General features: G+C 46.2%; 23 protein-coding genes and 1 riboswitch. Of the genes, 9 read left to right on the forward strand and 14 right to left on the reverse strand.

What is annotated here, in order from left to right; genetic code table 11:
* Positions 1 to 46: 46 nt before the first annotated feature.
* Together DK430_RS02430 and DK430_RS02435 are read right to left on the reverse strand one after the other, a co-directional pair.
* Positions 47 to 856, reverse strand: coding sequence for an alpha/beta fold hydrolase (locus DK430_RS02430; protein ID WP_239496776.1), 810 nt, complete (start codon positions 854 to 856; stop codon positions 47 to 49).
* Positions 857 to 1059: 203 nt separating this feature from the next.
* Entirely contained in the window at positions 1060 to 1566 is a 507-nt protein-coding gene (locus tag DK430_RS02435; RefSeq protein WP_109077532.1) for an SRPBCC family protein, read from the reverse strand.
* Between the two features lie 112 nt (positions 1567 to 1678).
* On the opposite strand from DK430_RS02435, the gene DK430_RS02440 reads away from it, so the two are divergent.
* A complete protein-coding gene (locus DK430_RS02440) occupies positions 1679 to 2569 on the forward strand; it encodes a LysR family transcriptional regulator (RefSeq protein ID WP_109077533.1) in 891 nt (296 codons plus the stop codon).
* An 80-nt stretch (positions 2570 to 2649) separates the two neighbouring features.
* Here DK430_RS02440 and DK430_RS02445 read toward each other — a convergent pair whose 3' ends face one another.
* The 3 genes from DK430_RS02445 to DK430_RS02455 all read right to left on the reverse strand — a co-directional run bounded on the left by DK430_RS02445 (position 2650) and on the right by DK430_RS02455 (position 5393).
* Positions 2650 to 2802, reverse strand: coding sequence for a hypothetical protein (locus tag DK430_RS02445; protein ID WP_239496777.1), 153 nt, complete (start codon positions 2800 to 2802; stop codon positions 2650 to 2652).
* A 65-nt stretch (positions 2803 to 2867) separates the two neighbouring features.
* The gene (locus DK430_RS02450) at positions 2868 to 4100 is read right to left on the reverse strand and encodes an ATP-binding protein (RefSeq protein ID WP_109077534.1); all 1233 of its coding nucleotides are present in this window, start codon (positions 4098 to 4100) and stop codon (positions 2868 to 2870) included.
* 150 nt (positions 4101 to 4250) lie between these two features.
* Complete coding sequence (locus DK430_RS02455; protein WP_109077535.1) at positions 4251 to 5393, reverse strand: NADH-dependent flavin oxidoreductase; 1143 nt, start codon at positions 5391 to 5393, stop codon at positions 4251 to 4253.
* A 369-nt stretch (positions 5394 to 5762) separates the two neighbouring features.
* On the opposite strand from DK430_RS02455, the gene DK430_RS02460 reads away from it, so the two are divergent.
* The gene (locus DK430_RS02460) at positions 5763 to 6659 is read left to right on the forward strand and encodes a LysR family transcriptional regulator (RefSeq protein ID WP_109077536.1); all 897 of its coding nucleotides are present in this window, start codon (positions 5763 to 5765) and stop codon (positions 6657 to 6659) included.
* A 70-nt stretch (positions 6660 to 6729) separates the two neighbouring features.
* On the opposite strand, the gene ftsH is transcribed toward DK430_RS02460, so the two are convergent.
* From ftsH to DK430_RS02480, 4 genes are all read right to left on the reverse strand, one after another.
* On the reverse strand, positions 6730 to 8685 hold the full coding sequence (ftsH, locus tag DK430_RS02465) for an ATP-dependent zinc metalloprotease FtsH (RefSeq protein ID WP_109077537.1): 1956 nt from the start codon (positions 8683 to 8685) through the stop codon (positions 6730 to 6732).
* 106 nt (positions 8686 to 8791) lie between these two features.
* A complete protein-coding gene (rlmE, locus tag DK430_RS02470) occupies positions 8792 to 9430 on the reverse strand; it encodes a 23S rRNA (uridine(2552)-2'-O)-methyltransferase RlmE (RefSeq protein WP_109077538.1) in 639 nt (212 codons plus the stop codon).
* A gap of 133 nt (positions 9431 to 9563) precedes the next feature.
* On the reverse strand, positions 9564 to 10400 hold the full coding sequence (purU, locus tag DK430_RS02475; RefSeq protein ID WP_109077539.1) for a formyltetrahydrofolate deformylase: 837 nt from the start codon (positions 10398 to 10400) through the stop codon (positions 9564 to 9566).
* A 68-nt stretch (positions 10401 to 10468) separates the two neighbouring features.
* Positions 10469 to 10867, reverse strand: coding sequence for an H-NS family histone-like protein (locus DK430_RS02480; protein ID WP_109077540.1), 399 nt, complete (start codon positions 10865 to 10867; stop codon positions 10469 to 10471).
* 172 nt (positions 10868 to 11039) lie between these two features.
* Positions 11040 to 11214, forward strand: a riboswitch (Lysine riboswitch).
* Between the two features lie 94 nt (positions 11215 to 11308).
* Between DK430_RS02480 and DK430_RS02485 the strand changes: the two genes are divergently transcribed.
* From DK430_RS02485 to ilvN, 3 genes are all read left to right on the forward strand, one after another.
* Positions 11309 to 12838: a Na+/H+ antiporter NhaC family protein gene (locus tag DK430_RS02485; protein ID WP_109077541.1), complete on the forward strand. Its 1530-nt coding sequence runs from the start codon at positions 11309 to 11311 to the stop codon at positions 12836 to 12838.
* Positions 12839 to 13160: 322 nt separating this feature from the next.
* Entirely contained in the window at positions 13161 to 14879 is a 1719-nt protein-coding gene (locus DK430_RS02490; protein ID WP_109077542.1) for an acetolactate synthase 3 large subunit, read from the forward strand.
* On the forward strand, positions 14879 to 15370 hold the full coding sequence (ilvN, locus tag DK430_RS02495; protein WP_109077543.1) for an acetolactate synthase small subunit: 492 nt from the start codon (positions 14879 to 14881) through the stop codon (positions 15368 to 15370). Before DK430_RS02490 ends, ilvN begins: the two co-directional genes overlap by 1 nt.
* Before the next feature lie 116 nt (positions 15371 to 15486).
* Here ilvN and carB read toward each other — a convergent pair whose 3' ends face one another.
* The 4 genes from carB to carA form a co-directional block, all read right to left on the reverse strand.
* A complete protein-coding gene (carB, locus tag DK430_RS02500) occupies positions 15487 to 18696 on the reverse strand; it encodes a carbamoyl-phosphate synthase large subunit (RefSeq protein WP_109077544.1) in 3210 nt (1069 codons plus the stop codon).
* A 153-nt stretch (positions 18697 to 18849) separates the two neighbouring features.
* Complete coding sequence (locus DK430_RS02505) at positions 18850 to 19119, reverse strand: hypothetical protein (protein ID WP_109077545.1); 270 nt, start codon at positions 19117 to 19119, stop codon at positions 18850 to 18852.
* Between the two features lie 117 nt (positions 19120 to 19236).
* Complete coding sequence (locus DK430_RS02510) at positions 19237 to 19611, reverse strand: hypothetical protein (RefSeq protein WP_109077546.1); 375 nt, start codon at positions 19609 to 19611, stop codon at positions 19237 to 19239.
* 181 nt (positions 19612 to 19792) lie between these two features.
* Entirely contained in the window at positions 19793 to 20917 is a 1125-nt protein-coding gene (gene carA / locus DK430_RS02515; protein WP_109077547.1) for a glutamine-hydrolyzing carbamoyl-phosphate synthase small subunit, read from the reverse strand.
* A 410-nt stretch (positions 20918 to 21327) separates the two neighbouring features.
* Here carA and cra point away from each other — a divergent pair, with 410 nt between their 5' ends.
* Positions 21328 to 22314 (forward strand): catabolite repressor/activator, encoded by a 987-nt coding sequence (gene cra, locus DK430_RS02520; protein ID WP_109077548.1) that lies wholly within the window; start codon positions 21328 to 21330, stop codon positions 22312 to 22314.
* Here the strand turns inward: cra and DK430_RS02525 are convergent.
* Positions 22298 to 23011: a SanA/YdcF family protein gene (locus DK430_RS02525; protein ID WP_109077558.1), complete on the reverse strand. Its 714-nt coding sequence runs from the start codon at positions 23009 to 23011 to the stop codon at positions 22298 to 22300. The genes cra and DK430_RS02525 overlap by 17 nt on opposite strands.
* A gap of 192 nt (positions 23012 to 23203) precedes the next feature.
* On the opposite strand from DK430_RS02525, the gene metX reads away from it, so the two are divergent.
* The 3 genes from metX to DK430_RS02540 all read left to right on the forward strand — a co-directional run.
* Entirely contained in the window at positions 23204 to 24307 is a 1104-nt protein-coding gene (gene metX / locus DK430_RS02530; protein ID WP_109077549.1) for a homoserine O-acetyltransferase MetX, read from the forward strand.
* Positions 24308 to 24371: 64 nt separating this feature from the next.
* Complete coding sequence (locus DK430_RS02535) at positions 24372 to 24743, forward strand: helix-turn-helix domain-containing protein (RefSeq protein ID WP_109077550.1); 372 nt, start codon at positions 24372 to 24374, stop codon at positions 24741 to 24743.
* A gap of 7 nt (positions 24744 to 24750) precedes the next feature.
* On the forward strand, positions 24751 to 25193 hold a 443-nt coding region (locus tag DK430_RS02540), incomplete at its 3' end, for an IS3 family transposase (RefSeq protein WP_204352503.1).

Genomic DNA, 25193 nt, shown 5'->3' on the forward strand with positions numbered 1-25193 from the left:
TTTCGCCCCATTTCAGCACCAAATCTCGCAAGATGTCAGCAAGTTCCTACTCTTTTTGCTGATAGGTATGCCCCGTTTTTTCAATCAAAATAACTTCGTTTTCCGCCGCACTTGGGAAGTGGTTGTTGATATTGTGCAGAAAATCCGCCGGCTCGCCGTAGGTAAAACGGTCGTAAGTGCCAATCAGCAGCGCGCCCGTGTGGCGGATTTGCTCGATTTGCGAAAAATCGCCGTCCGCCTCAACGTGGACATTGTCCAAAATCGGGCTGTGCAGCCACTGATGGGCGGTGTCGGCAACGCTCGGCAGCCAGCCGAACAGCTCAAACGGCAGCACTTCTTGCCCCATGCCGTCTGAAACCCATTGCTGCACCAACGCGCGCTCGGCAGGGGACACATAGCTAGTCAAATGCTTGATGTTGGCGGGGCTGAGCAAGATAAATTTTTCCACGCGCGGGTCGGCGGTTTGCGACAGGTAATAAATCACCTTGTTCGCCCCCAAGGAATGCCCCGCCAAAATAATGCGCCGATAGCCCGACTGCGCGGCAAAATCCACATAAGCGCGCACATCTTCCACCGCATCGGCAAAATTTTCGTTCCACGAACCGATAAGCTGCCGCTCGCCCGTGTGCGCATTTTGGATTTCAATCTGCCCGAACGCGTTGCGGGTTTGAGCATAGATGAAATCCACACCCGCGCGGCTCGAAGTCTCACCGATGTGGTAATAAAACGGATTGGAATAAAAATTGCCATGCACGCCCGTGATGGCAATCACCACCGTATCGCTCGGCCCGCCACTGAATCTCGCTCCATGCAGCACCACGCCGCTTTGGGTAGGGATGTTTAAACGCTCCATCATTGCTCCTGTAAATTTTTCTGAAAATCGAACCGCTTGTTTGCGGGAATGGGGCTATTATAGGGTGCTACTTTTGAAGAAAAAGAGGGGAATTGGCAAATGACTTTTGCTAGAGTGGCAATAATAGAGAAAGAGCGGTCGAATTTTCAATAAATTTTGCAAACAAAAAACGGAAGCCTGATTTTCATCTCAGCTTCCTCTTTTTCTTACATCGCTTTCGCTGCACTCACCATTCCATCAAGCCACTCTTGGTGTCCGTTAATCATCGGGTTTGGTTTAGTCTTAGCGAGTTCTTTGGCAGGTTCACCGTTTTGGGTTTCTTGGGTTAGAATGCGAACGCGTCCGCCGTCTAATTCTTCCAAAAGCCAAGCGTGGTGTACATCTAAACGCGTTTCGCCTTCGCCTGCCCAGCCGTGCCACGCCACACGTCCAGCTTGCCCATCTTTTGGTTCAACCAATTCGACCACTTCCGCATAGACAGGAAAACCGAAGGTTTCAAAATAGAATTGCTCGCCCAAGGCTAAATGTGTTTTGCCGTATTGAATGTTGGCAGAGTTGGCGTAGTAGCTTGTCCATTTGTGCGGATTGACTAACAATTCCCACGCGTTTTCAAGCTGAATGCCTTTGACGATCACTTCATTAGAACAGAAATTGTCGCTTTCGCCCGGAATGTAGCCTTGTGGGAAAATAATTGCAGATTGTGTGTCATTCATTTTTGTATCCTTATGTTTGTTTTGATGACGACATTATCTTGGTGGTTTGGATATTTGTCTAATCAATGATTTAGATATAAGATATTTATAAAACAAATAAGTGAGGAAAAAGATGCAAGAATTACGCCAATTAGATTTGAATTTATTAAAAGCCCTTGTAGTGCTGTTGGATGAACAAAATGTCAGCCGAGCGGCAGAAAAAATGGCATTGAGCCAATCGGCGATGAGTGCGATTTTAGCCAAACTTCGCGACAGCTTTGGCGATCCGCTCTTTATTCGCACCCAATACGGCTTGTCGCCTACCGAGCGGGCAAAGGCGTTACACGCCCCTTTAAAACAGGTGCTTGCCGACATCAACCAACTTTGGCAACCGCCCGAATTTGATCCTGCCAAGGCGGAAATGACCGTGAAAATCGGTTTAACAGATTACGGCTTTCACGCGGTGGGTTTGCCGTTTTTACGCAAAATTCGACCGCTTGCACCGAAAATAAAATTGGCGTTTTTGCCGATTTTAGGCGGCGATGTTTCGCAACGGTTGAACAAAGGCGAGCTGGATTTCGCCTTAATTACCCAAGGCGAAACCTTACCCGATTTCCACACCAAAGCCTTATTTGACGAGCATTATCTCTGTGCAATGCGACAAGATCACCCCTTAAAAGTGCGGTTAAATTTAGATGAATTTTGTACCGCAGATCACGCGATGGTGTCTTATCACGGCGGGCAATTTCACGGCTTGGTGGATGATGAACTTACCAAGTTGGGCAGAAGCCGCCACGTTGCGGTTTCCGTGAGTAGCTTTCTTGCTCTTCCTGAATTGCTCGCCCACAGCGATTTTATCGCCACCGCCCCCGCCAGATTATTACAACACCGCCCCGAATTATTTGTCTGCGAACCACCATTAGCCATTGCAGGATTCACCAAACTGCTTGCGTGGCACGAGCGCACTCATCACAGCGAAGCATTTAAATGGTTACGGGAGAAAATGGCGGAAGCGGTGGGGTAAGAGCGGTTGATTTTTCGCAAAATTTTACAAAATACAACGGAAGTCTGATTTTATTCGGACTTCCATTTTTCAGACGACCTCTAAAAATACTCCGTCTTATACCGCCCCCCCATTCTGCTTTGACGGCGGGAAGAAATCCGTCCCGCTCTTGTGCCATCGAGCATGGCGGGCGTGTAGCGGTAGAAATCGGCTTGTTCCCAGTCGAAGGTGGTTTGGATTTCTTTTTTAGCCATTCTTATCTTTCCTAAATAGCAGTTTAATATTTTTATTTAAATGAATCTTAAGGATTTTAATAATCTTATGGGAGATTATTGCCAACAGGTGCTTCCCATATCTCCCCAATAAACCCCCTCAAACTCAAACACTTCACGCCTTCAAAACTGTTTCCGTCAAATTCATCCATGGTAACGACGTATTTCGGGTAGTTGTCCCCGATTTTCAGCAGGTTGCCGAATTCACGTTCCAAGGTTTTTTCTTCGTTGATGGTCAGTGTTGCCTGTACATAAATCCGCTCTCCGTTTTTTTCGGCGACGAAGTCGATTTCCTGATTGTTCAAACCGCCGATTTTGACATTAAAACCCGCAATTTGCAGGTGGTTGAAAATGGCGTTTTCCAATAGCTTGCCGCGATCTTGTACGCGGTAGCCGATAAGGGCGTTGCGTAGTCCCAAATCTTCAAAATAGTATTTCTCGCCGATTTCAAATATCCGTTTGCCGACAATATCATAGCGCGGTACTTTGTGGATTAAAAAGGCGTTGGCGAGATATTCCGCGTAGTTTTGCACTTGGGTAACCGAGGTGGAAATTTTTTGTGATTTGAGAAAATCCGTGATTTTTTTTGCGGAAAACAGGTTGCCGATATTGTCCGCCAGAAACTGGGTGAGCTGTTCTAAAAACTGCGGATTGCGCAATGAATAGCGGTTCACGATGTCGCGGATGGCGATGGTGGAATAGATGTTTCTCAGGTATTCAAAGACGATGTTGTCTTGCAGTGGCAAATCCTTCAAATAGGGCAAACCGCCGTATTTGAGGTATTGCGCCATGGCTTTGTCACTGTCTTCAAGGCGCATAAATTGCAAAAATTCGGGATAGGAAAGGGAATGGACGTGGATTTCCACCGCACGTCCACTCAATGCCCCGGCGATGTCGCGGGAAAGCAGGTGCGCATTGCTGCCCGTGCAATACAAATCCAGTTCGTCATCCAGCAGCAATGAGCGCAGCGCGGTTTCAAAATCTTGGATTTCCTGAATTTCATCAATAAAAACATAATTTTTCCGACCGCTCTTTTTTTCGGATAATACGAAATCCGCCAAGTCTTGCGCTGTTTTCAAATAGGAAAAAGCCAAGTCTTCTTTGTTGATATAAATGATCGGCACATGTTCGTCAGCCGCGCGGATTTCCTGCATGATTTGGAACAGCAAATAACTTTTGCCTACCCGTCTTTGCCCGGTAAACACTTTAATCAGTTGCTTGCCGATAAATGGGCGGACGGTATTCAGGTAGCGTTGGCGGTAAATCAGATCTTTTTTCATAGTAATCTCCATGTGTACTGGAAATTATAGGTTAGATATGAAAAAGTTTCTACTATAATGGAAACTTTTTCATATTTCTAACTTTTATCCAATATAAAAAGGTCGTCTGAAAAAATGTTTCCTATTCCAACCGCACTTTTCAGACGACCTCTAAAAATGCTCCGTCTTATACCGCACACCACTCTGCTTTGACGGTGGGAAGAAATCCGTTCCGGCTCTTGTGCCGTCGAGCATGGCGGGCGTGTAGCGGTAGAAATCGGCTTGTTCCCAGTCGAAGGTGGTTTGGATTTCGTCTTCGCGGTCGGTTTCGATGAGTTCCACCAAATTCGGGTTGAGCATAATGCTTTTGCCGATGGAGACGCTTTCCACCCAGCCGGTTTGATAGGCTTTGAGCATATCGTCGGCGGTGTAGAGATTGCCCGAGCCGAAGAACGGCAGGCGGCCGTTGATGCGTTCGTGCACCACTTGCATACGCGTGAGGTTGGTGTCTGCGCCGCGACGGACTTTTTTGTAGAAGTCCCACAGCGAGATGTGCAGGTATTGCAGCGGTTTTTCGAGCAGTGCGTCCACCAGCGTGAGCGTTTCTTTCATGGTGATGCCGTCTGCGCCCGGTTCTTCCGGCGAGAAGCGGTAGCCGATGATGAAGTCGGGGCGGTGGTGTTTTTGGCGCATTTCGTCAATGGCATCAATGATGGCAAGCGGGAAACGCAGGCGTTTTTCCAAGCTGCCGCCCCAGTAGTCGGTGCGTAAATTGGTAGCGGCGGAGACGAATTGTTGGATTTGCCAGCCGTTCGCGCCGTGGATTTCCACGCCGTCAAAACCTGCGTTCATCACCAGTTCCGCCGCGTAAGCGTAGCTTTGCACCATATCCCACACTTCCTGTTCCGTCATGGTGCGGAAGCGTCCGTACATATCGCCGGTCGGGGCGATGACATCGTGTCCTTGTGTCATCGACGGGTCGGCACGCAAGCCGGAATGGGCGATTTGCACCACCGCTTTTGCGCCTTGTGCGTGGGCGATTTCGGCGTATTCGCGCAAGGTCGGCAAATGGCGTTCGTCAAAGGCGTTGGGCGATTCAAAGCCGATGCCGCTGGGGTGGACGTTGGTAAACGGCATAATGTAAAGCCCGAAACCTTCAAAACGGTTTTGCCAGAAGTGGCGGCCTGCTTCGGTCATCTCGCCGTCTGCGCCCGAATCGTAAATGGTGAGTGGCGCGACGGTGAGGCGGTTTTTGATTTCAACGCCGTTGTTTAAGGTGTAGGGTTGGAATAGGGGTTGGTATTTCGCTTTCATCTTTTGCTCCTTGCAAAACGTTGATTATTTTCGACCGCTTGTTGCGGAATGGCGGCTATTATAAAGCGACAGTTTTGAGGAAAAAGAAGTGAATAATCAAATGACTTTTGCTATATTGGCAAGAATTGAGTAAAAATAAAAACTAATTTCTCCGTTTTTTATTCTGTCAAATCTCCCCTACCCCTCTTTGCTAAAGAGGGGAATTGTTCTTTATGAAATAAAGTTTATTTGACTCATTTGAATTTTTAGATGTTGAAGTAAAAAGATAAAATCTAAATTTACTGCGATTAAATCCCCTCTTTAGCAAAGAGGGGTAGGGGGGAGATTTGGCAGTCGCAATTAATGAAGAAATTAACCAATAGGAATACCATGGATAGCATTCAAACCCTACAAATTTACGCCCGCGTGGTGGAAGCGGGCAGTTTCAGCAAGGCGGCGGAGCAGTTGGACGTACACGTTTCGGTGATTTCCAAAGCCGTGAAATATTTGGAAAACCAGCTCGGCTCGCGCCTGCTCAACCGCACCACGCGAAAAATCGCCCTGACTGCGGAAGGCGAACAGTTTTACGAAAAAAGTGTGTCGTTGTTGGCGGAATTGGAAAGCACTTTCAACGATTTATCCGGTTCGGCGCAACAAGCCCAAGGCAAGTTGCGTGTGGATATGTCGCCTGCGGTGATGCCTTTTGTCGTGAGTAAATTGCCTGAATTTCAACGCCAATATCCCGACATCCAACTGGTGCTGACCGCCAGCGACCGCACCAGTGATTTGATTGACGACGGCTTGGATTGCGCCTTGCGTTTGGGCAAATTGGACGACGCAGGCTACATCGCCAAACGCCTTGCCGATGTGCAAATGGTGGTATGCGCCGCGCCCAATTATCTTGCCGAACGTGGCACGCCAAAGGATTTGAGCGATTTGCAGCAGCATTCCGCCATCAACTATTTCTACGGCAAACACCGCAAAATCCTGCCGTGGCAGTTCACCCAAAAAGGCAAACCGCACAGCTTAAAAATGCCGTCTGCAATTTTGGTGAACGATTCAAACCTGCTGCTCAACAGCCTGCTCGCAGGCTTAGGCATCGGCTACTTGCCGCACCTGCTCGTCGCGCCGTATCTCAAAAACGGCGAACTCGTCCCTCTGCTGACCGACTGCACCTTGCCAAGCCGCGATTTGTGGCTGGTCTATCCGCAACGCACGTTCGTGCCGAAAAGATTGGCGGTGTTTATAGAGTGGGTAGTGGGGGTGTTTGAAGGGGAAAAGGGGTGAAGAAAGGTCGCGTGTTATAAGTCTTTATAATAATAAAGCCTTTGCGGCGAACCGAAAAGGCTTTTTTTGTTTAGTTATCGGAAGATTTAGAATCGTCGTTTTTTTCCACCGCACTTTCTGTTTCAGTCTCTTGTGTTTCAGCTTGTTGCGTATCAGCTGCTTTTGGCGCTTCAGCTTTCGGCTGTTGAGACTCGGTTTTGGTGGTGCTTCTCGGTTCTTCCCAGCCCGGAGGTGGGGTCACCGGTTGGCGATTCATTAATTGCTTGATTTGCTCTTCTTCAATGGTTTCGTATTTCACCAGCGCATCTTTCATGGCGTGCAAAATATCCATATTATCCGTCAGAATTTGTCTCGCACGTTCATAATTACGGCTGACAATGGCGCGAACTTCTTCGTCAATCACATGCGCCGTTTCATCGGACATATGTTTAGCTTTTGCCATGGAGCGGCCTAAGAACACCTCGCCATCATCTTCGGTGTAAAGAATCGGACCGAGTTTGTCGGAGAAGCCCCATTGGGTCACCATGTTACGGGCGATATTGGTCGCTACTTTAATGTCGTTAGATGCACCAGTGGAGATATTTTCTTCGCCGTAAATCAAGTCTTCCGCCAAACGGCCTGCATACAAGGTAGAAAGTTTACTTTCCAGTTGTTTTTGACTGATGCTGACTTGATCGCCTTCCGGTAAGAAGAAGGTTACCCCTAAGGCACGTCCGCGCGGAATAATCGTCACTTTGTGTACAGGATCATGTTCCGGCACTAAGTAGCCAACGATCGCATGACCCGCTTCGTGATACGCGGTAGATTCTTTTTGTTTGTCGGTCATGATCATGGTACGACGTTCAGGCCCCATGTTGATTTTATCTTTGGCTTTCTCAAACTCAACCATGGTAACGGTGCGCTTATTGGTGCGTGCTGCAAATAATGCGGCTTCATTCACCAAATTTGCCAAATCCGCACCGGAATAACCCGGCGTACCACGTGCAAGCGTCATGGCATCCACATCCGGTGCAATCGGCACTTTACGCATATGCACTTTGAGGATTTGTTCACGACCTTTTACATCCGGCAAACCGACCACGACTTGACGGTCAAAACGTCCGGGGCGGGTTAATGCAGGGTCCAACACATCAGGGCGGTTAGTCGCGGCAATTACAATAACTCCTTCGTTACCTTCAAAACCATCCATTTCCACTAACATTTGGTTTAAGGTTTGTTCACGTTCATCATGACCGCCACCGAGACCTGCGCCACGTTGGCGACCAACGGCATCAATTTCGTCGATGAAAATTAAGCAAGGCGCATTTTTTTTCGCTTGTTCGAACATATCACGCACACGAGACGCACCCACACCGACGAACATTTCTACGAAGTCAGAACCTGAAATGGTAAAGAAAGGCACTTTTGCCTCCCCGGCAATGGCTTTCGCCAACAAGGTTTTACCCGTACCCGGAGGACCAACCATCAAAATCCCTTTTGGAATTTTACCGCCTAAATTTTGGAATTTTTTCGGTTCTCTTAAGAAGTCAACGATTTCGCCCACTTCTTCTTTCGCTTCATCACAACCCGCCACATCGGCAAAGGTAGTTTTGATTTGTTCTTGTGTCATCATGCGTGCACGGCTTTTCCCAAAACTCATGGCTTTACCGCCACCGCCTTGCATTTGTCGCATGAAGAAAACCCAAACACCGATTAATAACAACATCGGGAACCAAGAAATAAGAATTTGAGATAATAAACCTCGTCTTTCCGGCGGTGTGCCTTCGACTTTCACTTTTTTATTAAGTAAATCATTCAGTAGGTTTTTATCTTCCAACGGAATAATTGTCGTATATTTAGCCCCATCGGCTTTGGTGACTAAAATTTCATTGTCTTCAAATTTAGCCTGACGCACCTGATTATTTTCAAGATCAGAAATGAATGTCGTATAGTCCGTCATTCCCCCGTTAGAAGTGGCATTAAAACTTTGATAGGCAGTCATCATTACAACGGCCACAACCACCCAAAGAATTAAATTTTTTACCATGTCGTTCAAGGCATTACCTCGTATTTATAAGTTAACAAAATGTTGCAAGGTTACTATATTTATCTCGAAAATTAAAGTTATCAAATCAATCGAACTTCTTTGTAACCTAATCTGATGAGTGTTTATAACCGGTTGCAACGATATAAACTTCCCGAGAACGTCCTCGGGAGGCTTCAGGTTTCCGAACTTTTACCACACTGAATAGAGAACGAATCTCTTTTAAGTAGTCATCAAAACCTTCACCCTGAAAAACTTTTACTACAAAACTTCCTTTATTGGCGAGCACTTGTTTGCACATATCCAATGCCAGCTCCACTAAATACATGGCACGCGGAATATCTACTGACGGCATGCCGCTGAAATTCGGCGCCATATCTGACATGACCACATCCACTTTATCTTCGCCGACCCTCTCTAATAAGGTGTTTAACACATTTTCGTCGCGGAAATCTCCTTGTAGGAAATCTACGCCGACAATAGGATCCATTTCCAAAATATCACAAGCGATAACCCGCCCGTTACGCCCGATTTGGCTGACTGCATACTGCGACCATCCACCCGGTGCAGCCCCGAGATCAACCACAGTCATGCCCGGTTTAAATAACCGATCGGTTTGCTGGATTTCATCCAGTTTGAAATAGGCTCGGGAACGCAATTTCTGCTTATGAGCCTTCTGTACGAAAGGATCTTTAAAATGCTCGTTTAACCAACGGGTCGAACTCGCCGAACGTTTTTTCTTGCCCATAATTCATCTTAATTTTGCAATGTTGTTGTATATAAGGCTGAAATTTCGCTTTTCAAGCCTAGTATCATGAAATAAAAAACCCACCTTCACAAAGATTGAAGGTGGTTTGAAAAAATAGCAACCAAAGTGCGGTCTATAAAACGATCGTTTTATTCTTATACACGAAGATACGATCATGCAACGCCAAATCCAACGCGCGACTTAATACCGTTTTTTCTACATCACGACCGGCTTTCATCATGGCATCCGCGTTATAAGTATGATCGATATTAATCACGTTCTGCATAATAATCGGACCTTGATCCAATTCGTTATTAATAAAATGCGCTGTTGCACCGATGATTTTCACACCGCGTTCATAAGCTTGCTGATACGGTTTTGCACCAATAAACGCAGGTAAAAATGAATGATGAATATTAATTACCCGATTCGGATAACGCGCAACAAATTTCGGATTTAATACCCGCATATATTTTGCCAACACAATATAATCCGGCGCAAATTCGTCTATTTTTTCAGCTAATAAGTGATCATGTTCTTCACGGGTTAAATTCTGATGGCTAATGCAGAAAAACGGAATATCAAAGCGCTCTGCCAAACTGCGTAATGTTTCATGATTACCGATCACTGCCGCAATTTCTACATCTAAACCGCCATAATAGTTTTTCATCAAAATATCGCCCAAACAATGAGCTTCTTTGGTGACTAAAATGACAATTCGCTTACGTTTTGTACTAATTAAACGGCAATTCGTGCCTTGCGGTAAACTCAGTTCCAAATCGGCTAACAAGGTTTCTTCATTAAAAATACCCTGTAATTCCGTACGCATAAAAAAATGCTTGGTTTCAAAATCAACAAACTCGTTATTGTGGACAATATTTAGCTGGTGCTTATAACAAATGTTGGTGATTTTAGAAATAAGCCCTTTGTCGTCAGGGCAGTCTGTCAGTAAGATTTTATTTTCAATCATAGTGGCCAATGTTCAAATAAAAAGAAAACCCATAAAAATGGGTTTTCTTCTATAAGCTAGAAATAGGATTAAATTTCAAAAGAGGATAAAGACTTACCCTTATCTAATTGTACTTGGATTGCTTTAGGCGTTCTGCCTTGACCTGTCCAAGTTTTAGTTACGCCGTTTTCATCGACATATTGATATTTTGCAGGATGGGTATCTCTTTTCTTACGCACCACATCGGAACCTAAAATTTCTGCTAATTCGTCTGCGGTAATACCTTCCTGTTTTAATAATTCTTTATATTTTGCAATACGTTCTTGTCGTTCATTTTCTTCCTGCTGAGCTTTCTGAATCTCTTCTTTCTTTTCAGTGACGACTAATTGCAATTTCTCTAAAATGCTTTCAAGTTGTTCTAACGCCAAATCACGTGCAATGACACGCAAACTACGAATGTTCGTTAATATTTTTAACACATCGGACATTAAATTTTCTCCTATAAATACAATTAAACTAACATATACAAAGCCGAGTTATCATAAACAAAATACCCACATAGGTAAATACCGTTTTTTATTAAACTAGTTCGTCAATTTTATCTAATTTTCATTTAGTGATTGGTTTTTCTCATGTTTTATTGTAATCTTTAACTCATCCTACTTGTGTAGAGGTGCAAACGTTATAAGTATATTTTCTGAGTGGATAACGGTGAAGAAAATGGAAAGGAACGTTTGCCGAAATCAATTAAAAGTCATTTTAATTGGTTGGTGGCGTCTTCGAAAGAACCGTCACTGTCATAGTCTATAAACAACTATGGAGCGCTACTGTTAGGTTAGGTCCCATTTTGCCTACCCTTTTTTAAATCATTTCTATTTTAATTTAAATATTTAAAGTCAGTGGTTCTCCCTTAATTTTAGGAAGAACAAATGGAACTCATTGATTACTCATCCTCAGTTTGGTCGGTATTACCGCCATTACTTGCGTTATTGCTCGCCATTATTACCCGTCGTGTATTGCTGTCTTTAAGCGTCGGCATTCTGGTTGGCGCCATTATGTTGGCGGATGTAAACCTAGTGAATACGCTGGTTTATTTGAAAAATAATATATCCTCTCTCTTTATTAAAGAGGAAGGTCTGAACGCGAACAACATTAACATTATTCTCTTCTTATTATTACTCGGAATTCTGACCGCACTTTTAAGTATGTCCGGCAGCAACCGCGCCTTTGCCGAATGGGCGCAAAAGCATATTAAAGGTCGTCGCGGCGCAAAATTGGTTGCCGCGTCTTTAGTTTTCATCACCTTTATTGACGACTATTTTCACAGTTTGGCAGTAGGTGCAATTGCCCGCCCGATTACCGACAAATTCAAAGTCTCCCGCGCTAAATTAGCCTATATTCTCGACTCTACTGCCGCACCGATGTGCGTGCTTATGCCGGTATCCAGTTGGGGCGCGTATATCATCACGCTCATCGCAGGCTTACTGGCAACCTACTCTATCACCGGCTACTCACCGATCGGCGCATTTATGGCAATGAGCGCGATGAATTACTATGCCATTTTCTCCATTTTAATGGTGTTCTTTGTTGCCTACTTCTCTTTTGATATCGGCTCCATGGCAAGACACGAAAAGCTGGCATTACAAGCAGAAAATGCACCGGAGGAAACCCTTTCCGGCGTAAACGGCCATGTACGCAACTTAGTATTGCCAATTCTTACCTTAATCGTCGTCACGGTTTCCGCCATGATGTACACCGGTAACCAAGCCTTAGCGGCTGACGGAAAACCGTTTACTGTGCTTGGCGCGTTTGAAAATACGACGGTAGGCATTTCTTTAGTGGCGGGCGGCATAAGTGCGGTCATTGTGGCGTCCGTTTGCATTTTTATCGATCGCTTGGTAAGCCTACAAGAATATATTAAAGCCTGGGGATTAGGTATGAAATCCATGCTTGGCGCCATTTTAATTCTGTTCTTTGCCTGGACAATTAACAATGTGGTCAGCGACATCAAAACCGGTGCTTATTTAGCCTCTTTGGTTTCTGATACCTTACCTCTCGCCTTCTTGCCGGCATTACTCTTTATTCTGGCATCCGTGATGGCATTTGCGACAGGCACCAGCTGGGGAACTTTCGGTATTATGCTTCCGATCGCCGCCGCCATCGCAGCTCATGCCGGCGGTTCCACCGAATTAATGTTGCCTTGCTTATCTGCTGTAATGGCAGGTGCGGTGTGCGGTGACCACTGCTCACCGGTATCCGACACCACTATCTTGTCTTCCACCGGTGCCAAATGCGATCACATGGATCACGTTACGTCACAATTACCTTACGCCGTCACCGTAGCAACCGCAAGTATTGCAGGTTATATCGTGGTAGGTTTCACTTATTCCGGTTTGCTTGGTTTTATTACCACGGGTGGAGTATTGGCGTTGTTGGTACTTATCTTTAAGAAACGCTAAATTGTGATCTAGCGCACAAAAATCGAATTAAAAATATAATTTTGTAAATTTTATAAAATGCGACATAAAGTCGCATTTTTTATATTTAAAGCATAAATTTATTTATAAAATCCTGAATATTTTATTTTTACAAGATTTTATATCTTAAAATTCATAATTTTTCTGATTTTCACTCAATTTTTCAATAGACAAATCAACCGCTTTCCGTTAAAAATAACCCCCATTGAATCATGATGACCCCAAGTTCACTTTGTCGGAGTAAAAGTGCGGTCAAAAAAAACGCTTTTTCAACATTTTTTGAAGCTAATATTAAGAGGTAAAAATGAAAAAATTATCGGGAGCAGAAATGGTTGTGCAATCCTTGCGCGATCAGGGAGTGGAATTTTTGTTCGGTTATCCGGGTGGGGCGGTATTGGATATTTACGATGCCATTCACACGCTCGGCGGCATTGAACATATTTTGGTGCGCCATGAACAAGCGGCGGTGCACATGGCGGACGGTTATGCCCGCGCCACCGGCAAAGTGGGTTGCGTGCTGGTCACCTCAGGCCCGGGCGCGACTAACGCCATTACGGGCATTGCCACCGCTTATGCGGATTCTATTCCGTTAGTAGTGCTTTCAGGGCAAGTGCCTTCCGGCTTAATCGGCAGCGATGCCTTCCAAGAGTGCGACATGGTGGGGATTTCCCGCCCGGTAGTAAAACACAGCTTTTTAGTGAAAGATCCGCAAGATATTCCAAGCATCATCAAAAAAGCCTTTTATATTGCCTCTACCGGTCGTCCCGGCCCTGTGGTCATTGATTTGCCGAAAGATGTAGTCAATCCGTTAAATAAATTCGCCTACACTTATCCGGAAGAAGTGACTTTGCGTTCTTACAACCCGACAGTGCAAGGTCACAAAGGGCAAATCAAAAAAGCCCTAAAAGCCTTATTAGTGGCAAAAAAACCGGTACTTTTTGTCGGCGGAGGCGTGATTTCCGCCAACTGCCACGAAGCCTTAACCCGTTTTGCCAAACAGTTGAACCTGCCGGTAACCTCCTCCTTGATGGGCTTAGGTGCATTCCCGGGCACGGATAAACAATTCCTCGGCATGCTCGGTATGCACGGTACTTATGAAGCCAACACCGCCATGCATAACAGCGACTTGATTTTAGGGATCGGCGTTCGTTTTGACGACCGCACGACCAATAATCTGGCGAAATATTGCCCGCACGCCAAAGTGATTCATGTGGATGTGGATCCGACATCCATTTCTAAAACCGTACCGGTAGCGATTCCTATCGTAGGTAGTGCAGAAAGCGTATTAGAAGAATTTTTATCGCTGCTGGAAGATGAAAACCTCGCCAAATCCCAATCGGATTTAACAGAATGGTGGAAAGACATCGACCAATGGAAAGCGGAAAAATGTCTGGACTTCGACCGCAACAGCGGCGTCATCAAACCGCAGCAAGTGCTGGAAACCGTTTATCGCCTCACCAAAGGCAATGCCTATGTAGCATCCGATGTAGGACAACACCAAATGTTCGCCGCGTTACATTATCCCTTCGACAAACCTCGTCGTTGGATCAACTCCGGCGGGCTAGGTACTATGGGCTTCGGCTTGCCTGCGGCGCTCGGCGTGAAACTTGCCGATCCGAAAGCCACCGTGGTTTGCATTACCGGCGACGGCAGTATTCAAATGAATATTCAGGAGCTTTCCACTGCCAAGCAATATGACATTCCTGTGGTTGTGATTTGTTTGAACAACCATTTCCTCGGCATGGTAAAACAATGGCAGGATTTGATTTATTCCGGTCGCCATTCACAAACCTACATGAACTCATTGCCTGATTTCGTGAAATTGGCGGAAGCCTATGATCATGTGGGTATTCAAATCGCCAAACCGGAAGAATTGGAAGAGAAACTCAAACAAGCGTTCAGCATTAAAAATAAACTGGTCTTTGTTGACATTAACGTGGATGCCAACGAACACGTTTACCCGATGCAAGTGCGTGGCGGCGCCATGAATGAAATGATTTTGACTAAACCGGAGAATGCATAATGCGTAGAATTTTATCAGTTTTATTAGAAAATGAATCGGGCGCGTTATCCCGCGTAGTCGGCTTATTTTCACAACGCGCTTTCAACATCGAAAGCCTAACCGTCGCCCCGACGGACGACCCGACCTTATCCCGTATGACCATCGAAACATACGGTGATGAACAAGTGCTGGAGCAAATTGAAAAGCAACTGCACAAATTGGTGGACGTGTTCAAAGTGATTAATTTAAGCGATAGCGAACACGTTGAGCGTGAAGTGATGTTGATTAAAGTGCGTGCGCAAGGCGCGGCGCGGGAAGAACTGAAACGTCTGACGGATATTTTCCGTGCGCAAATTGTGGATGTGACGCCGAAATCCTACATCATCCAACTCACCGGCACCAAAGACAAACTGGATGCTTTCGTGAACACGCTAAAAGAAGATGCCACCGTGATCGAAATCGTCCGTTCCGGCTTGGTCAGCTTACCGCGTGGAGAAAAAGGCTATTTGTAGTTCTTAAAGCTGTAGGGTCGGGTCCTGTGCCCGACCAAAATCCAAAGTGAAAGGGGCGGGCATGAACCCCGCCCCTTTGGGGTGTCATCAAAAGCACCCCAAATTCTCACCGCACTTTAGCCCATCACACCTTCATGCAAACCCTGCAAGGCATACACTTCACAATGATCCAGGCTTTTCACGCCTTCCACCAAAGCTTCCGCGCCGGCGAGGGTGGTTTGGATGAAGACTTTGCTTTGTAACGCACCGGCACGAATGGAATGGCTGTCGGCGATACTTTCCGCTTGGCTGCCCACGGTGTTAATCACGATAGCGATTTCGCCGTTTTTAATGGCGTCCACAATATGCGGGCGACCTTCGCGCACTTTGTTGACGATTTGCGTCACAATGCCGTGTTCGCGCAGGAATTTTCCCGTGCCCATGGTGGCGCACAAGCCGTAACCTTCTTCCTGCAAACGACGCACCACCGGCAATAAACGGGCTTTATCATTGTCGTCCACGGACAAGAATACTTTTCCGGTTTTCGGAATGTGTTCGCCCGCGCCGAGTTCCGCTTTCAGGAAGGCTTCGGAGAAAGTTTTGCCCACGCCCATCACTTCGCCGGTGGAACGCATTTCCGGCCCGAGCACCACGTCCACGCCCGGGAATTTAATGAACGGGAATACCGCTTCTTTCACCGAGTAATACGCCGGAATCACCTCGCCTGCCACGCCCTGTTCTTTTAGGCTGATGCCCGCCATCACGCGCGCAGCGATTTTTGCCAACGAACGACCGGTGGCTTTGCTCACGAACGGCACGGTGCGACTGGCGCGCGGATTCACTTCCAACACATACACCACATCATTTTGCACGGCAAATTGCACGTTCATTAACCCCACCACGTTCAACGCCTGCGCCATGGCGACGGTTTGACGGCGAATTTCATCTTGAATGGCTTCGCTTAAAGAATACGGCGGCAAAGAACACGCAGAATCGCCGGAGTGAATTCCCGCCTGTTCAATATGTTGCATAATACCGCCGATAATCACCTGCTCGCCATCGGCGATACAATCCACGTCCACCTCAATGGCGTTATTCAGAAAATGATCGAGCAAAATCGGGCTGTCATTAGAAACAGACACCGCCTCACGCATATAACGATTGAGTTCTTCGTCGTTATACACGATTTGCATGGCGCGACCGCCTAGCACATAAGACGGACGCACCACCAGCGGATAACCCACTTCGTTCGCCAACGCCACCGCTTCCTGCGCATTGCGCGCGGTGCGGTTTTCCGGTTGTTTTAAGTTGAGATCGCGCAGAATTTGTTGGAAACGCTCGCGGTCTTCCGCTGCGTCAATGCTGTCGGCAGAAGTGCCGATAATGTTCACGCCGTTTTCATGCAACGCATTAGCAAGTTTGAGCGGGGTTTGTCCGCCATAATGCACAATCACGCCCCAAGGTTTTTCCACATGAATGATTTCCAGCACATCTTCCAAAGTGAGCGGCTCGAAATACAAACGATCGGACGTATCAAAATCCGTAGAAACCGTTTCCGGGTTACAGTTCACCATGATGGTTTCAAAACCGCTTTCGCGTAGCGCAAGGGCGGCGTGCACGCAGCAGTAATCAAATTCGATGCCTTGCCCGATACGGTTCGGTCCTCCGCCTAAAATCATGACTTTCTTGCGATCGCTCGGATGGGCTTCGCACTCTTCTTCGTAAGTGGAATAAAGATACGCGGTGTCCGATTTGAATTCGCCCGCGCAGGTGTCCACCCGTTTGTAAACAGGGTGCAAGCCGTAAGAAATACGTAAATTTCTCACCGCACTTTCCTCTGCCTTAACCAGTTGGGCGATACGTTTGTCGGAAAAGCCTTTGCGTTTCAGGTAACGTAAAAAAGTGCGGTCTAAATCGGCGATGTTTTTCTTCTCAAGGGCAAGTTCTTCCAACACCAAATCTTCGATCTGGCGCAAGAACCAAGGATCGATTTTGCTGTAATGATGCACTTCTTCTAGGCTAAATCCCGCGCCGAACGCATCCGCCACATACAAAATCCGATTCGGCCCCGGGTTGCCCAATTCCTGACGGATTTTTTCCGGCTGTTCGGAAAGCAGATTAAAGCCGCAAATGCCGGTTTCCAAGCCGCGCAAAGCTTTTTGCAAGGATTCTTGGAAAGTGCGCCCCATCGCCATCACCTCGCCCACGGATTTCATTTGCGTGGTTAAGCGATCGTCCGCTTTCGGGAATTTTTCAAAGGCGAAGCGTGGCACTTTGGTGACCACATAGTCAATGGAAGGTTCAAATGAAGCCGGAATTAAACCGCCGGTGATGTCGTTGCGTAGTTCGTTAAGCGTGTAGCCCACGGCAAGTTTTGCCGCCACTTTGGCAATCGGGAAGCCGGTGGCTTTGGAAGCCAGCGCGGAAGAACGGCTCACACGCGGGTTCATTTCAATCACGATCATTTCGCCGTTTGCCGGGTTCACCGCAAACTGCACGTTGGAACCGCCCGTATCTACACCGATTTCACGCAACACCGCCAGACTGGCGTTACGCATGATTTGATATTCTTTATCGGTTAAGGTTTGTGCGGGAGCGACGGTGATGGAATCGCCGGTGTGCACGCCCATCGGGTCAAAGTTTTCGATGGAACACACGATAATGCAGTTGTCCGCTTTGTCGCGCACCACTTCCATTTCGTATTCTTTCCAGCCCAACACGGATTGTTCGATCAACAGTTCGTGGGTCGGCGACGCGTCAAATCCGCGCTCGCAAATGGCTTGGAATTCATCGCGGTTATAGGCAATGCCGCCACCCGAGCCGCCCATGGTAAAGGACGGGCGAATTAAGGTCGGGAAGCCCACTTCTTCCTGCGCTTTCCAGGCTTCATCAAAGGTATGACAAACGAAGGATTTCGGCGTATTCAAGCCGATTTTCGCCATGGCTTCTTTGAAACGACCGCGATCTTCCGCTTTATCAATGGCATCTTCCGTAGCGCCGATAAGCTCCACGCCGTATTTTTTCAGCACGCCGTTTTTGGATAAATCCAAGGCGCAATTCAACGCCGTTTGTCCGCCCATGGTCGGCAAAATGGCATCCGGACGTTCTTTCTCAATGATTTTTTCCACGGTTTGCCACTGAATCGGCTCAATGTAAGTCACATCCGCCATATTCGGATCGGTCATGATGGTCGCCGGGTTGGAATTCACCAACACCACGCGATACCCTTCCTCACGCAACGCCTTACACGCCTGCGCCCCGGAATAGTCAAATTCACACGCCTGACCGATAACAATCGGACCTGCACCAATGATTAATATTGTGTTTATGTCTGTACGTTTTGGCATTTTTGTTTTCTCACTGTAAAACGATTAAAAATTCGTTGGATTTTATAACCGCACTTTTGGTTGATATTATTGATAGCGTAAGCGTCCACGCTTGTGCTGTAAATTCTGTTTTGGCACAAGCGTGGACGCTTGCGCCATCGGTGCCGATTATTGTTATTTAAACTTCCCGACTAATTTACCGATTAAATAAATAAAAAGCTCAATGATAAAGGTGGTAAAAACGGCAATTGCGCCGGAAGCCAATAAAATTTTCCACCACTCGGCATTGGGAAATATCTTGGCAAGAAGATAACCGCTTAAAACCCAGCTAATACTTATCAAACCTAATGTGAGCTTCTTATATTTAAGAAACAGGATTTCCATCCCGCCTTGAATAACTCCACCGATAATTTCGCGAAGAATTCCAATCAAAATTTCAATCATGCTTTAAATAAATAATCTGTAAAAACGTTTTAAATTTTAACCGCACTTTTGGTTGATATTACTAATAGCGCAAGCGTCCACGCTTGTGCCATCGGTGTCATCAATGCGGTGTATTGATTATTTAATTACCTTACTCGTATTTGTAACTTTTAAATCATTTTCTGTTGGAGGATAAATCGCATACCAATCTTCTCTATATACATCCTCTCTTAATTTATTTAAGTCTTCTGAAACGGGAATATTATCTCCTGGCAGCCCTGTTTTGCCATTTACAACAATACAAGTTAAAGGCGGTAAGTTATTCTTATTACAGAAAAATGCTATATGCCCTAGAATACCTCCTAACACACCAGAAGCATCATGTCCGTACATTAAATTGGATAGTGATTTATAAGTACAAGTTTGTCTATTCATAGCGACTGAAATTAAAATTTGCCAAGCCTGTACAGCTCTACTGGATTGAGATGGATTGTCTTTAAAATATTTAATCATATTTACTCCACGATAGCGCACGCTTCCCAGCGTGTGTTTCTAACTCATTTCGTTACATTACCCGGCACGCGTTGGGAAACGCGCGCCATCAATCCGGATTGATATTCACGGGCGGGCACAGGACCCGCCCCTACACAAATAGATATTTAACCCAAAAACATTTTAAAAACCGACCGCCCTTTTACTTCGCCGCCCGCATTTGGTCGATAAACTTATCGAACAAATACGCCACATCGTTCGGGCCGGGACTGGCTTCAGGGTGACCTTGGAAGCTGAACGCGGGTTGGTCGGTGAGTTCGATGCCTTGGACGGAGTTGTCGAATAAAGAGCGGTGGGTAATGCGCACGTTTTTCGGCAGGCTGTGTTCGTCTACTTCAAAGCCATGGTTTTGGCTGGTGATGAGGACTTTTTGTGAGTCAAGTTCTTGCACGGGATGATTCGCGCCGTGGTGTCCGAAAGACATTTTTTTGGTTTTGCCACCCACGGCTAAACCGAGCAATTGGTGACCGAGACAAATGCCGAATAACGGTTTTTTGCTTTGTAATAAGGTTTGGATGGCGGCGATGGCGTAATCGCAAGGTTCCGGATCGCCCGGGCCGTTAGACAGGAAAATGCCGTCGGGATTGAGCGCCAATACGGCGTCGGCGGAAGTTTTTGCCGGCACGACAGTGAGTTTGCAGCCGCGTTCCGCCAGCATACGCAAGATGTTGTGTTTTACGCCGAAATCGTAGGCGACCACATGAAATTCGGGATTTTCAACGTTTGAATAACCTTTGCCCAGTTGCCATTCGCCCTGCTTCCATTCGTAGGCTTCCTCGCAAGTGACTTCTTGCGCCAGATCTTTGCCCGCCATGGAACCGAAACTTTTCGCCAGTTCCAATGCTTTGGCTTCGTCGATTACGCCCGACATAATGCAGCCCGCTTGCGTGCCTTTGTCGCGCAATAAACGGGTTAAGCGGCGGGTGTCAATTTCGCTGATGGCGACGATGTTGTTTTGTTTGAGGTAGTCGGCGAGGGAAGATTGGGAACGGAAATTGCTGTGCTGCAACGGCAAATCGCGAATGATTAAACCGGCGGCGCAAACCTGGTTGGATTCGGTGTCTTCGTCATTGGCGCCGGTGTTGCCGATATGGGGATAAGTGAGGGTGACGATTTGTTTGGTGTAGGAAGGATCAGTCAAGATTTCCTGATAGCCGGTCATGGAGGTGTTAAACACTACTTCACCGATAGTATAACCGACGGCGCCCAGGGCTTTGCCGTGAAAGACGCTACCGTCGGCAAGGACAAGAATTGCCGCTTCGGACATAAATTACTCCTATTGTATTTGGTCGAACACTTACGAATGCTCATTAACCGCAGGTTGAAAAAACACGTGGAAAAACCACCGCACTTTTTGGCTAACGTTTGCCATATTTCAACCTGCCCTGCTTGTTTTTTGCTGTTGTGACAAGCGCGCTTATTCTAAAAGACGGTTTCCTTTCTGACAAGTAAAAATCCGCAACGGGTTAATGATTATTTACGCATTAATATTGCATATTTAAACGCACTCATGCAAGTTTTTTTCATTTATTTAATAATTTTGTGACATTTATTCAATTTTTATTGTGGTGAAGTGCTATAATCCGTGCGGGTTTAAGCCCAATTTTAAGAACAAAAAATATTTAGTTAATTCGGAACCAATCAACTATCTATTTCTGACATTTATAAGGAGTTAATGTGAAATTAGATGAAATTGCCAAGCTTGCGGGCGTTTCCTGCACAACGGTGAGCTACGTTGTGAACGGAAAAGCCAAACAGTATCGTGTAAGCGATAGCACCATCGAAAAAGTTCAGGCCTTGATTAAACAGTATGATTTTAAACCGAACGCGATGGCGGCAAGCCTGCGTGTGGGGAAAAGCAAAACCATCGGTTTAATCATTCCCGATTTTGAGAATATCAGTTATGCGAAAATCGCCAATAATCTGGAAAATCGTTTACGGGAAAAAGGCTATCAACTGCTCATCGCCTGCTCAAACGACAAAGTCAACAACGAGCAGGATTGTGTGAAACATTTATTACAACGTCAGGTTGACGCGCTATTGGTTTCTACTGCGCTGCCGCCGGATACGGATTTTTACCAAAACACCAACATTCCGATTATCGGTTTTGATCGTCGGGTGATGTCGCCGAAAGTGGTCAATGCTTTGACTGATGACGAAGGCGATGCCCGCGCCTTAACACAAGAATTGTTGCAAATTCCAAATCAGCAACGCATTCTGTTTTTCGGCGCATTGGCAAATTTGCCCACCAGTCAGGAACGGGAAGCGGGATTTCGCGCGGCATTAAACGGGCGTGATATTGCTGTTGATTATTTATACGGTGATATGTTCCGTAAAAATGAAGCGGCGCAGTGTTTCGCTCAATGGCTGGAAAACAATCCGTTACCGACAACCATTTTCACCACTTCTTTTACGTTGTTGGAAGGCGTGTTACTGGTCTTGTTGCAAAAACTGGGACATGTGCCGAAAGATTTGGTGATTGCCACCTTCGGGCATTTTGAAATGTTGGAAGTGTTGGAAAATAAAGTGTTGTGTAGCGTGCAGGATTATGAAAAAGTGTCGCAATCCTTGTTGACATTGACTTTTGATGCGATGTCGAAAAAACACAAAAGCAGTGTGAACGCCACCCCGTTAACCCGTCATATTATTAAATATCACTGTTAACATCGGGAATCGTCACCGGCGGGGGCAACGGTTCCGGCGCCCCCAAAAAGTGCGGTTCCCTTTCCACCAATAAATCCCACACCGCCTGCAAACGGGCAAAAAACTCCCGCACACGCACGAAAGAATACACCTGCGGATAATCCGCCGCGAAACAAATGGCGTCGATATTATGGAATTTGGCAATAAATAAGGCGCGTTCACAATGGAATTTCTGTGAAATGATCGTAAGCGAATGCGCTTTAAACACCTGATCGGCACGAATGACCGAATCTAAGGTGCGGAAGCCCGCAAAATCCAGATAAATAAACTCCTGCGGCACACCCATTTTTTTCAAATCCCGCAACATGGTGCGCGGTTCGTTATATTGCAAGGTGCGGTTATCGCCGCTTAATAGCAAATAATCCACTTTCTTCGCTTCAAACAAGCGTTGTGCGGCAAGCAAGCGATTGTAATAGAACAGATTCAGCGTGTTATTGGTGAAATATTTTGAAGTGCCGAGCACTAACCCATACGGACGATTCGGCACGTTATCGATGTCGTAATAAATGTCTTTGCGCACATAATAGCCAATCGCTTGATCCACGATGATCAGCAACAAAGCAAAACCCGCAAAAAACACAGCAACATAACGAGCGATCCGTTTGAGGCGTGATGCGGTTAAATAGGCTTGTAACTTTTCTTTAAAATTCAATTTCATCGGCATTATTATGAAAAAATACTGGTGCTCAACATAAAGAAAAAAACCGCAGAATTCAAGTCCAATCTCTTTATTTATAGACTTCAAAACTTCCAGATGTTTAGACGGCTAAATTTTCTTGACAAGGTATAAGGCAAGATGTAACGTTATGCACCACTAGCGATAACAATAAGAATTGCGTCGGATCCGGCAATGACAATAAAAAAAACCACTGTTTTTACCCATCAACCTTTACAGCTCATTTTAGGCGGTCAACTTCAGCAAATTGAGGTGGCTTATCAAACCTATGGTGAGCTGAATGCGGATAAAAGCAATGCAGTGCTAATTTGTCATGCGCTCACGGGTGATGCCGAACCCTATTTTGATAAAAGTGCGAACCAGGAAGGCTGGTGGCAAAATTTTATGGGTGACGGCTTGGCATTGGACACATCACGTTATTTTTTTATTTGCTCCAACGTGCTCGGCGGCTGCAAAGGCACTACCGGCCCCTCTTCCATCAACCCGCAAACCAACCGCCCCTACGGCAGCCAATTTCCCGCCGTTATCGTGCAAGACATCATCAAAGTACAAAAAGCTTTGCTGGATTTCCTCGAAATTCCCCACTTACACGCCGTCATCGGCGGATCCTTCGGCGGAATGCAGGCGACCCAATGGGCGATTGATTATCCCGATTACGTCTCCAACGTAGTAAATTTGTGTTCTTCCCTTTCCTTCAGCGCGGAAGCTATCGGCTTTAACCACGTCATGCGCCAGGCGGTGATCAACGATCCCAATTTCAATAACGGCGATTATTATGACGGCGAACGACCGGACAAAGGTCTGGCAATCGCCCGCATGCTCGGCATGCTCACCTATCGCACCGATGTGCAATTAAGCAAAGCCTTCGGGCGCGCTACAAAGGCGGAAGGCAATTTGCAGAGAGATTATTTTCAGGTAGAGTCTTATTTAAGCTATCAAGGGCAAAAATTTCTGGCGCGCTTTGATGCCAACAGCTACCTGCATTTGTTACGCGCTTTGGATTTATATGATCCGAGCGTCGGCTACGCCGATTTAAAAACCGCCCTTTCGCGCATTCAAGCACGCTATACGTTGGTCTCGGTGGATAATGATCAATTGTTCAAATTGCCGGAATTGCGCAAAAGCAAACAATTACTTGAACAAAATGGCGTGAACCTGAATTATTACGAGTTCAGTTCCGATTACGGACATGACGCGTTCTTGGTGGATTACGCGTTTTTTGAAACCAAAATCCGCGATGGCTTGGCTGGCGGTAATGAAGATTTAACGGAAAAATAACCGCACTTTGATCTGCACCCCAAAAGTTGGACACCCAAATCAACTCATTAAGGTGCAGATTTTTATGGGTAAACATTATTCAATCGAATTCAAACATCACATCATTAAACTGATTTTAGAATCACATTGGGGCATTCGTGAGGTTGCCCAACGATTTCATATCGCCTCTCATTCTTCCGTCGTGGCTTGGTTGCAACGCTTTGAAAAATACGGTATCAATGGGCTTTCCCGTCAATATTATCAACCGAGAAAAACGAAAATGGCAAAAGCCAAGAAAACGCCATCCTGCGATAATCCTCAGGATATCAAAACATTATTGAAAGAACTTGAGTATTTAAGAGCGGAGAATGCCATCCTAAAAAAGTTCAAGGAGCTGGACGAGCAAAAAGCCCGGCAGAAAAAAGGACATCGTCAACGCATTAAAAGAATGGTATAACCCGCGTTTGTTATTGAAGATTATCGGACTGACTCGCTCAACGTTCTATTACACTCCGAAGGTAAAAGACCATCAGGCTATTCGACAGCGTATCCTCGCCCTTTATCAGGCAAATCAGGGACGGGACGGTTACCGCATGATTCGGCTCAAGTTACAGCGGGAAGGGATTTTCCTGAGTGGCAAAACCGTATTGGCGCATATGCGGGCATTGGGGATTCGTTCTTGCGTGAAAGTCAAACGGCGCAAAAAGGCCGGTAAAACGAGCCATGTGGCACCGAATTTACTGCAACGCAATTTTAGCGCTTTGAGATTGAAGGAGGAGTGGGTGACCGATGTGACCGAATTTCGGGTAGGCGCAGAGAAACTGTATCTTTCGCCGATGATGGACTTAGCCAATCAGGAGATTATTGCCTTTGAAACACACAGACGGCCGACTTTCGGTTTGGTGTC

The organism is Aggregatibacter kilianii (assembly GCF_003129965.1).
GTDB classification, from domain to species: Bacteria; Pseudomonadota; Gammaproteobacteria; order Enterobacterales; family Pasteurellaceae; genus Aggregatibacter; species Aggregatibacter kilianii_A.

Excerpts from the sequence above, each read along its gene's own strand:
- DK430_RS02430 (WP_239496776.1), bottom strand. The coding sequence starts at position 856 with ATGATGGAGCGTTTAAACATCCCTACCCAAAGCGGCGTGGTGCTGCAT.
- DK430_RS02435 (WP_109077532.1), bottom strand. The coding sequence starts at position 1,566 with ATGAATGACACACAATCTGCAATTATTTTCCCACAAGGCTACATTCCG.
- DK430_RS02440 (WP_109077533.1), top strand. The coding sequence starts at position 1,679 with ATGCAAGAATTACGCCAATTAGATTTGAATTTATTAAAAGCCCTTGTA.
- DK430_RS02445 (WP_239496777.1), bottom strand. The coding sequence starts at position 2,802 with ATGGCTAAAAAAGAAATCCAAACCACCTTCGACTGGGAACAAGCCGAT.
- DK430_RS02450 (WP_109077534.1), bottom strand. The coding sequence starts at position 4,100 with ATGAAAAAAGATCTGATTTACCGCCAACGCTACCTGAATACCGTCCGC.
- DK430_RS02455 (WP_109077535.1), bottom strand. The coding sequence starts at position 5,393 with ATGAAAGCGAAATACCAACCCCTATTCCAACCCTACACCTTAAACAAC.
- DK430_RS02460 (WP_109077536.1), top strand. The coding sequence starts at position 5,763 with ATGGATAGCATTCAAACCCTACAAATTTACGCCCGCGTGGTGGAAGCG.
- ftsH (WP_109077537.1), bottom strand. The coding sequence starts at position 8,685 with ATGGTAAAAAATTTAATTCTTTGGGTGGTTGTGGCCGTTGTAATGATG.
- rlmE (WP_109077538.1), bottom strand. The coding sequence starts at position 9,430 with ATGGGCAAGAAAAAACGTTCGGCGAGTTCGACCCGTTGGTTAAACGAG.
- purU (WP_109077539.1), bottom strand. The coding sequence starts at position 10,400 with ATGATTGAAAATAAAATCTTACTGACAGACTGCCCTGACGACAAAGGG.
- DK430_RS02480 (WP_109077540.1), bottom strand. The coding sequence starts at position 10,867 with ATGTCCGATGTGTTAAAAATATTAACGAACATTCGTAGTTTGCGTGTC.
- DK430_RS02485 (WP_109077541.1), top strand. The coding sequence starts at position 11,309 with ATGGAACTCATTGATTACTCATCCTCAGTTTGGTCGGTATTACCGCCA.
- DK430_RS02490 (WP_109077542.1), top strand. The coding sequence starts at position 13,161 with ATGAAAAAATTATCGGGAGCAGAAATGGTTGTGCAATCCTTGCGCGAT.
- ilvN (WP_109077543.1), top strand. The coding sequence starts at position 14,879 with ATGCGTAGAATTTTATCAGTTTTATTAGAAAATGAATCGGGCGCGTTA.
- carB (WP_109077544.1), bottom strand. The coding sequence starts at position 18,696 with ATGCCAAAACGTACAGACATAAACACAATATTAATCATTGGTGCAGGT.
- DK430_RS02505 (WP_109077545.1), bottom strand. The coding sequence starts at position 19,119 with ATGATTGAAATTTTGATTGGAATTCTTCGCGAAATTATCGGTGGAGTT.
- DK430_RS02510 (WP_109077546.1), bottom strand. The coding sequence starts at position 19,611 with ATGATTAAATATTTTAAAGACAATCCATCTCAATCCAGTAGAGCTGTA.
- carA (WP_109077547.1), bottom strand. The coding sequence starts at position 20,917 with ATGTCCGAAGCGGCAATTCTTGTCCTTGCCGACGGTAGCGTCTTTCAC.
- DK430_RS02525 (WP_109077558.1), bottom strand. The coding sequence starts at position 23,011 with ATGAAATTGAATTTTAAAGAAAAGTTACAAGCCTATTTAACCGCATCA.
- metX (WP_109077549.1), top strand. The coding sequence starts at position 23,204 with ATGACAATAAAAAAAACCACTGTTTTTACCCATCAACCTTTACAGCTC.
- DK430_RS02535 (WP_109077550.1), top strand. The coding sequence starts at position 24,372 with ATGGGTAAACATTATTCAATCGAATTCAAACATCACATCATTAAACTG.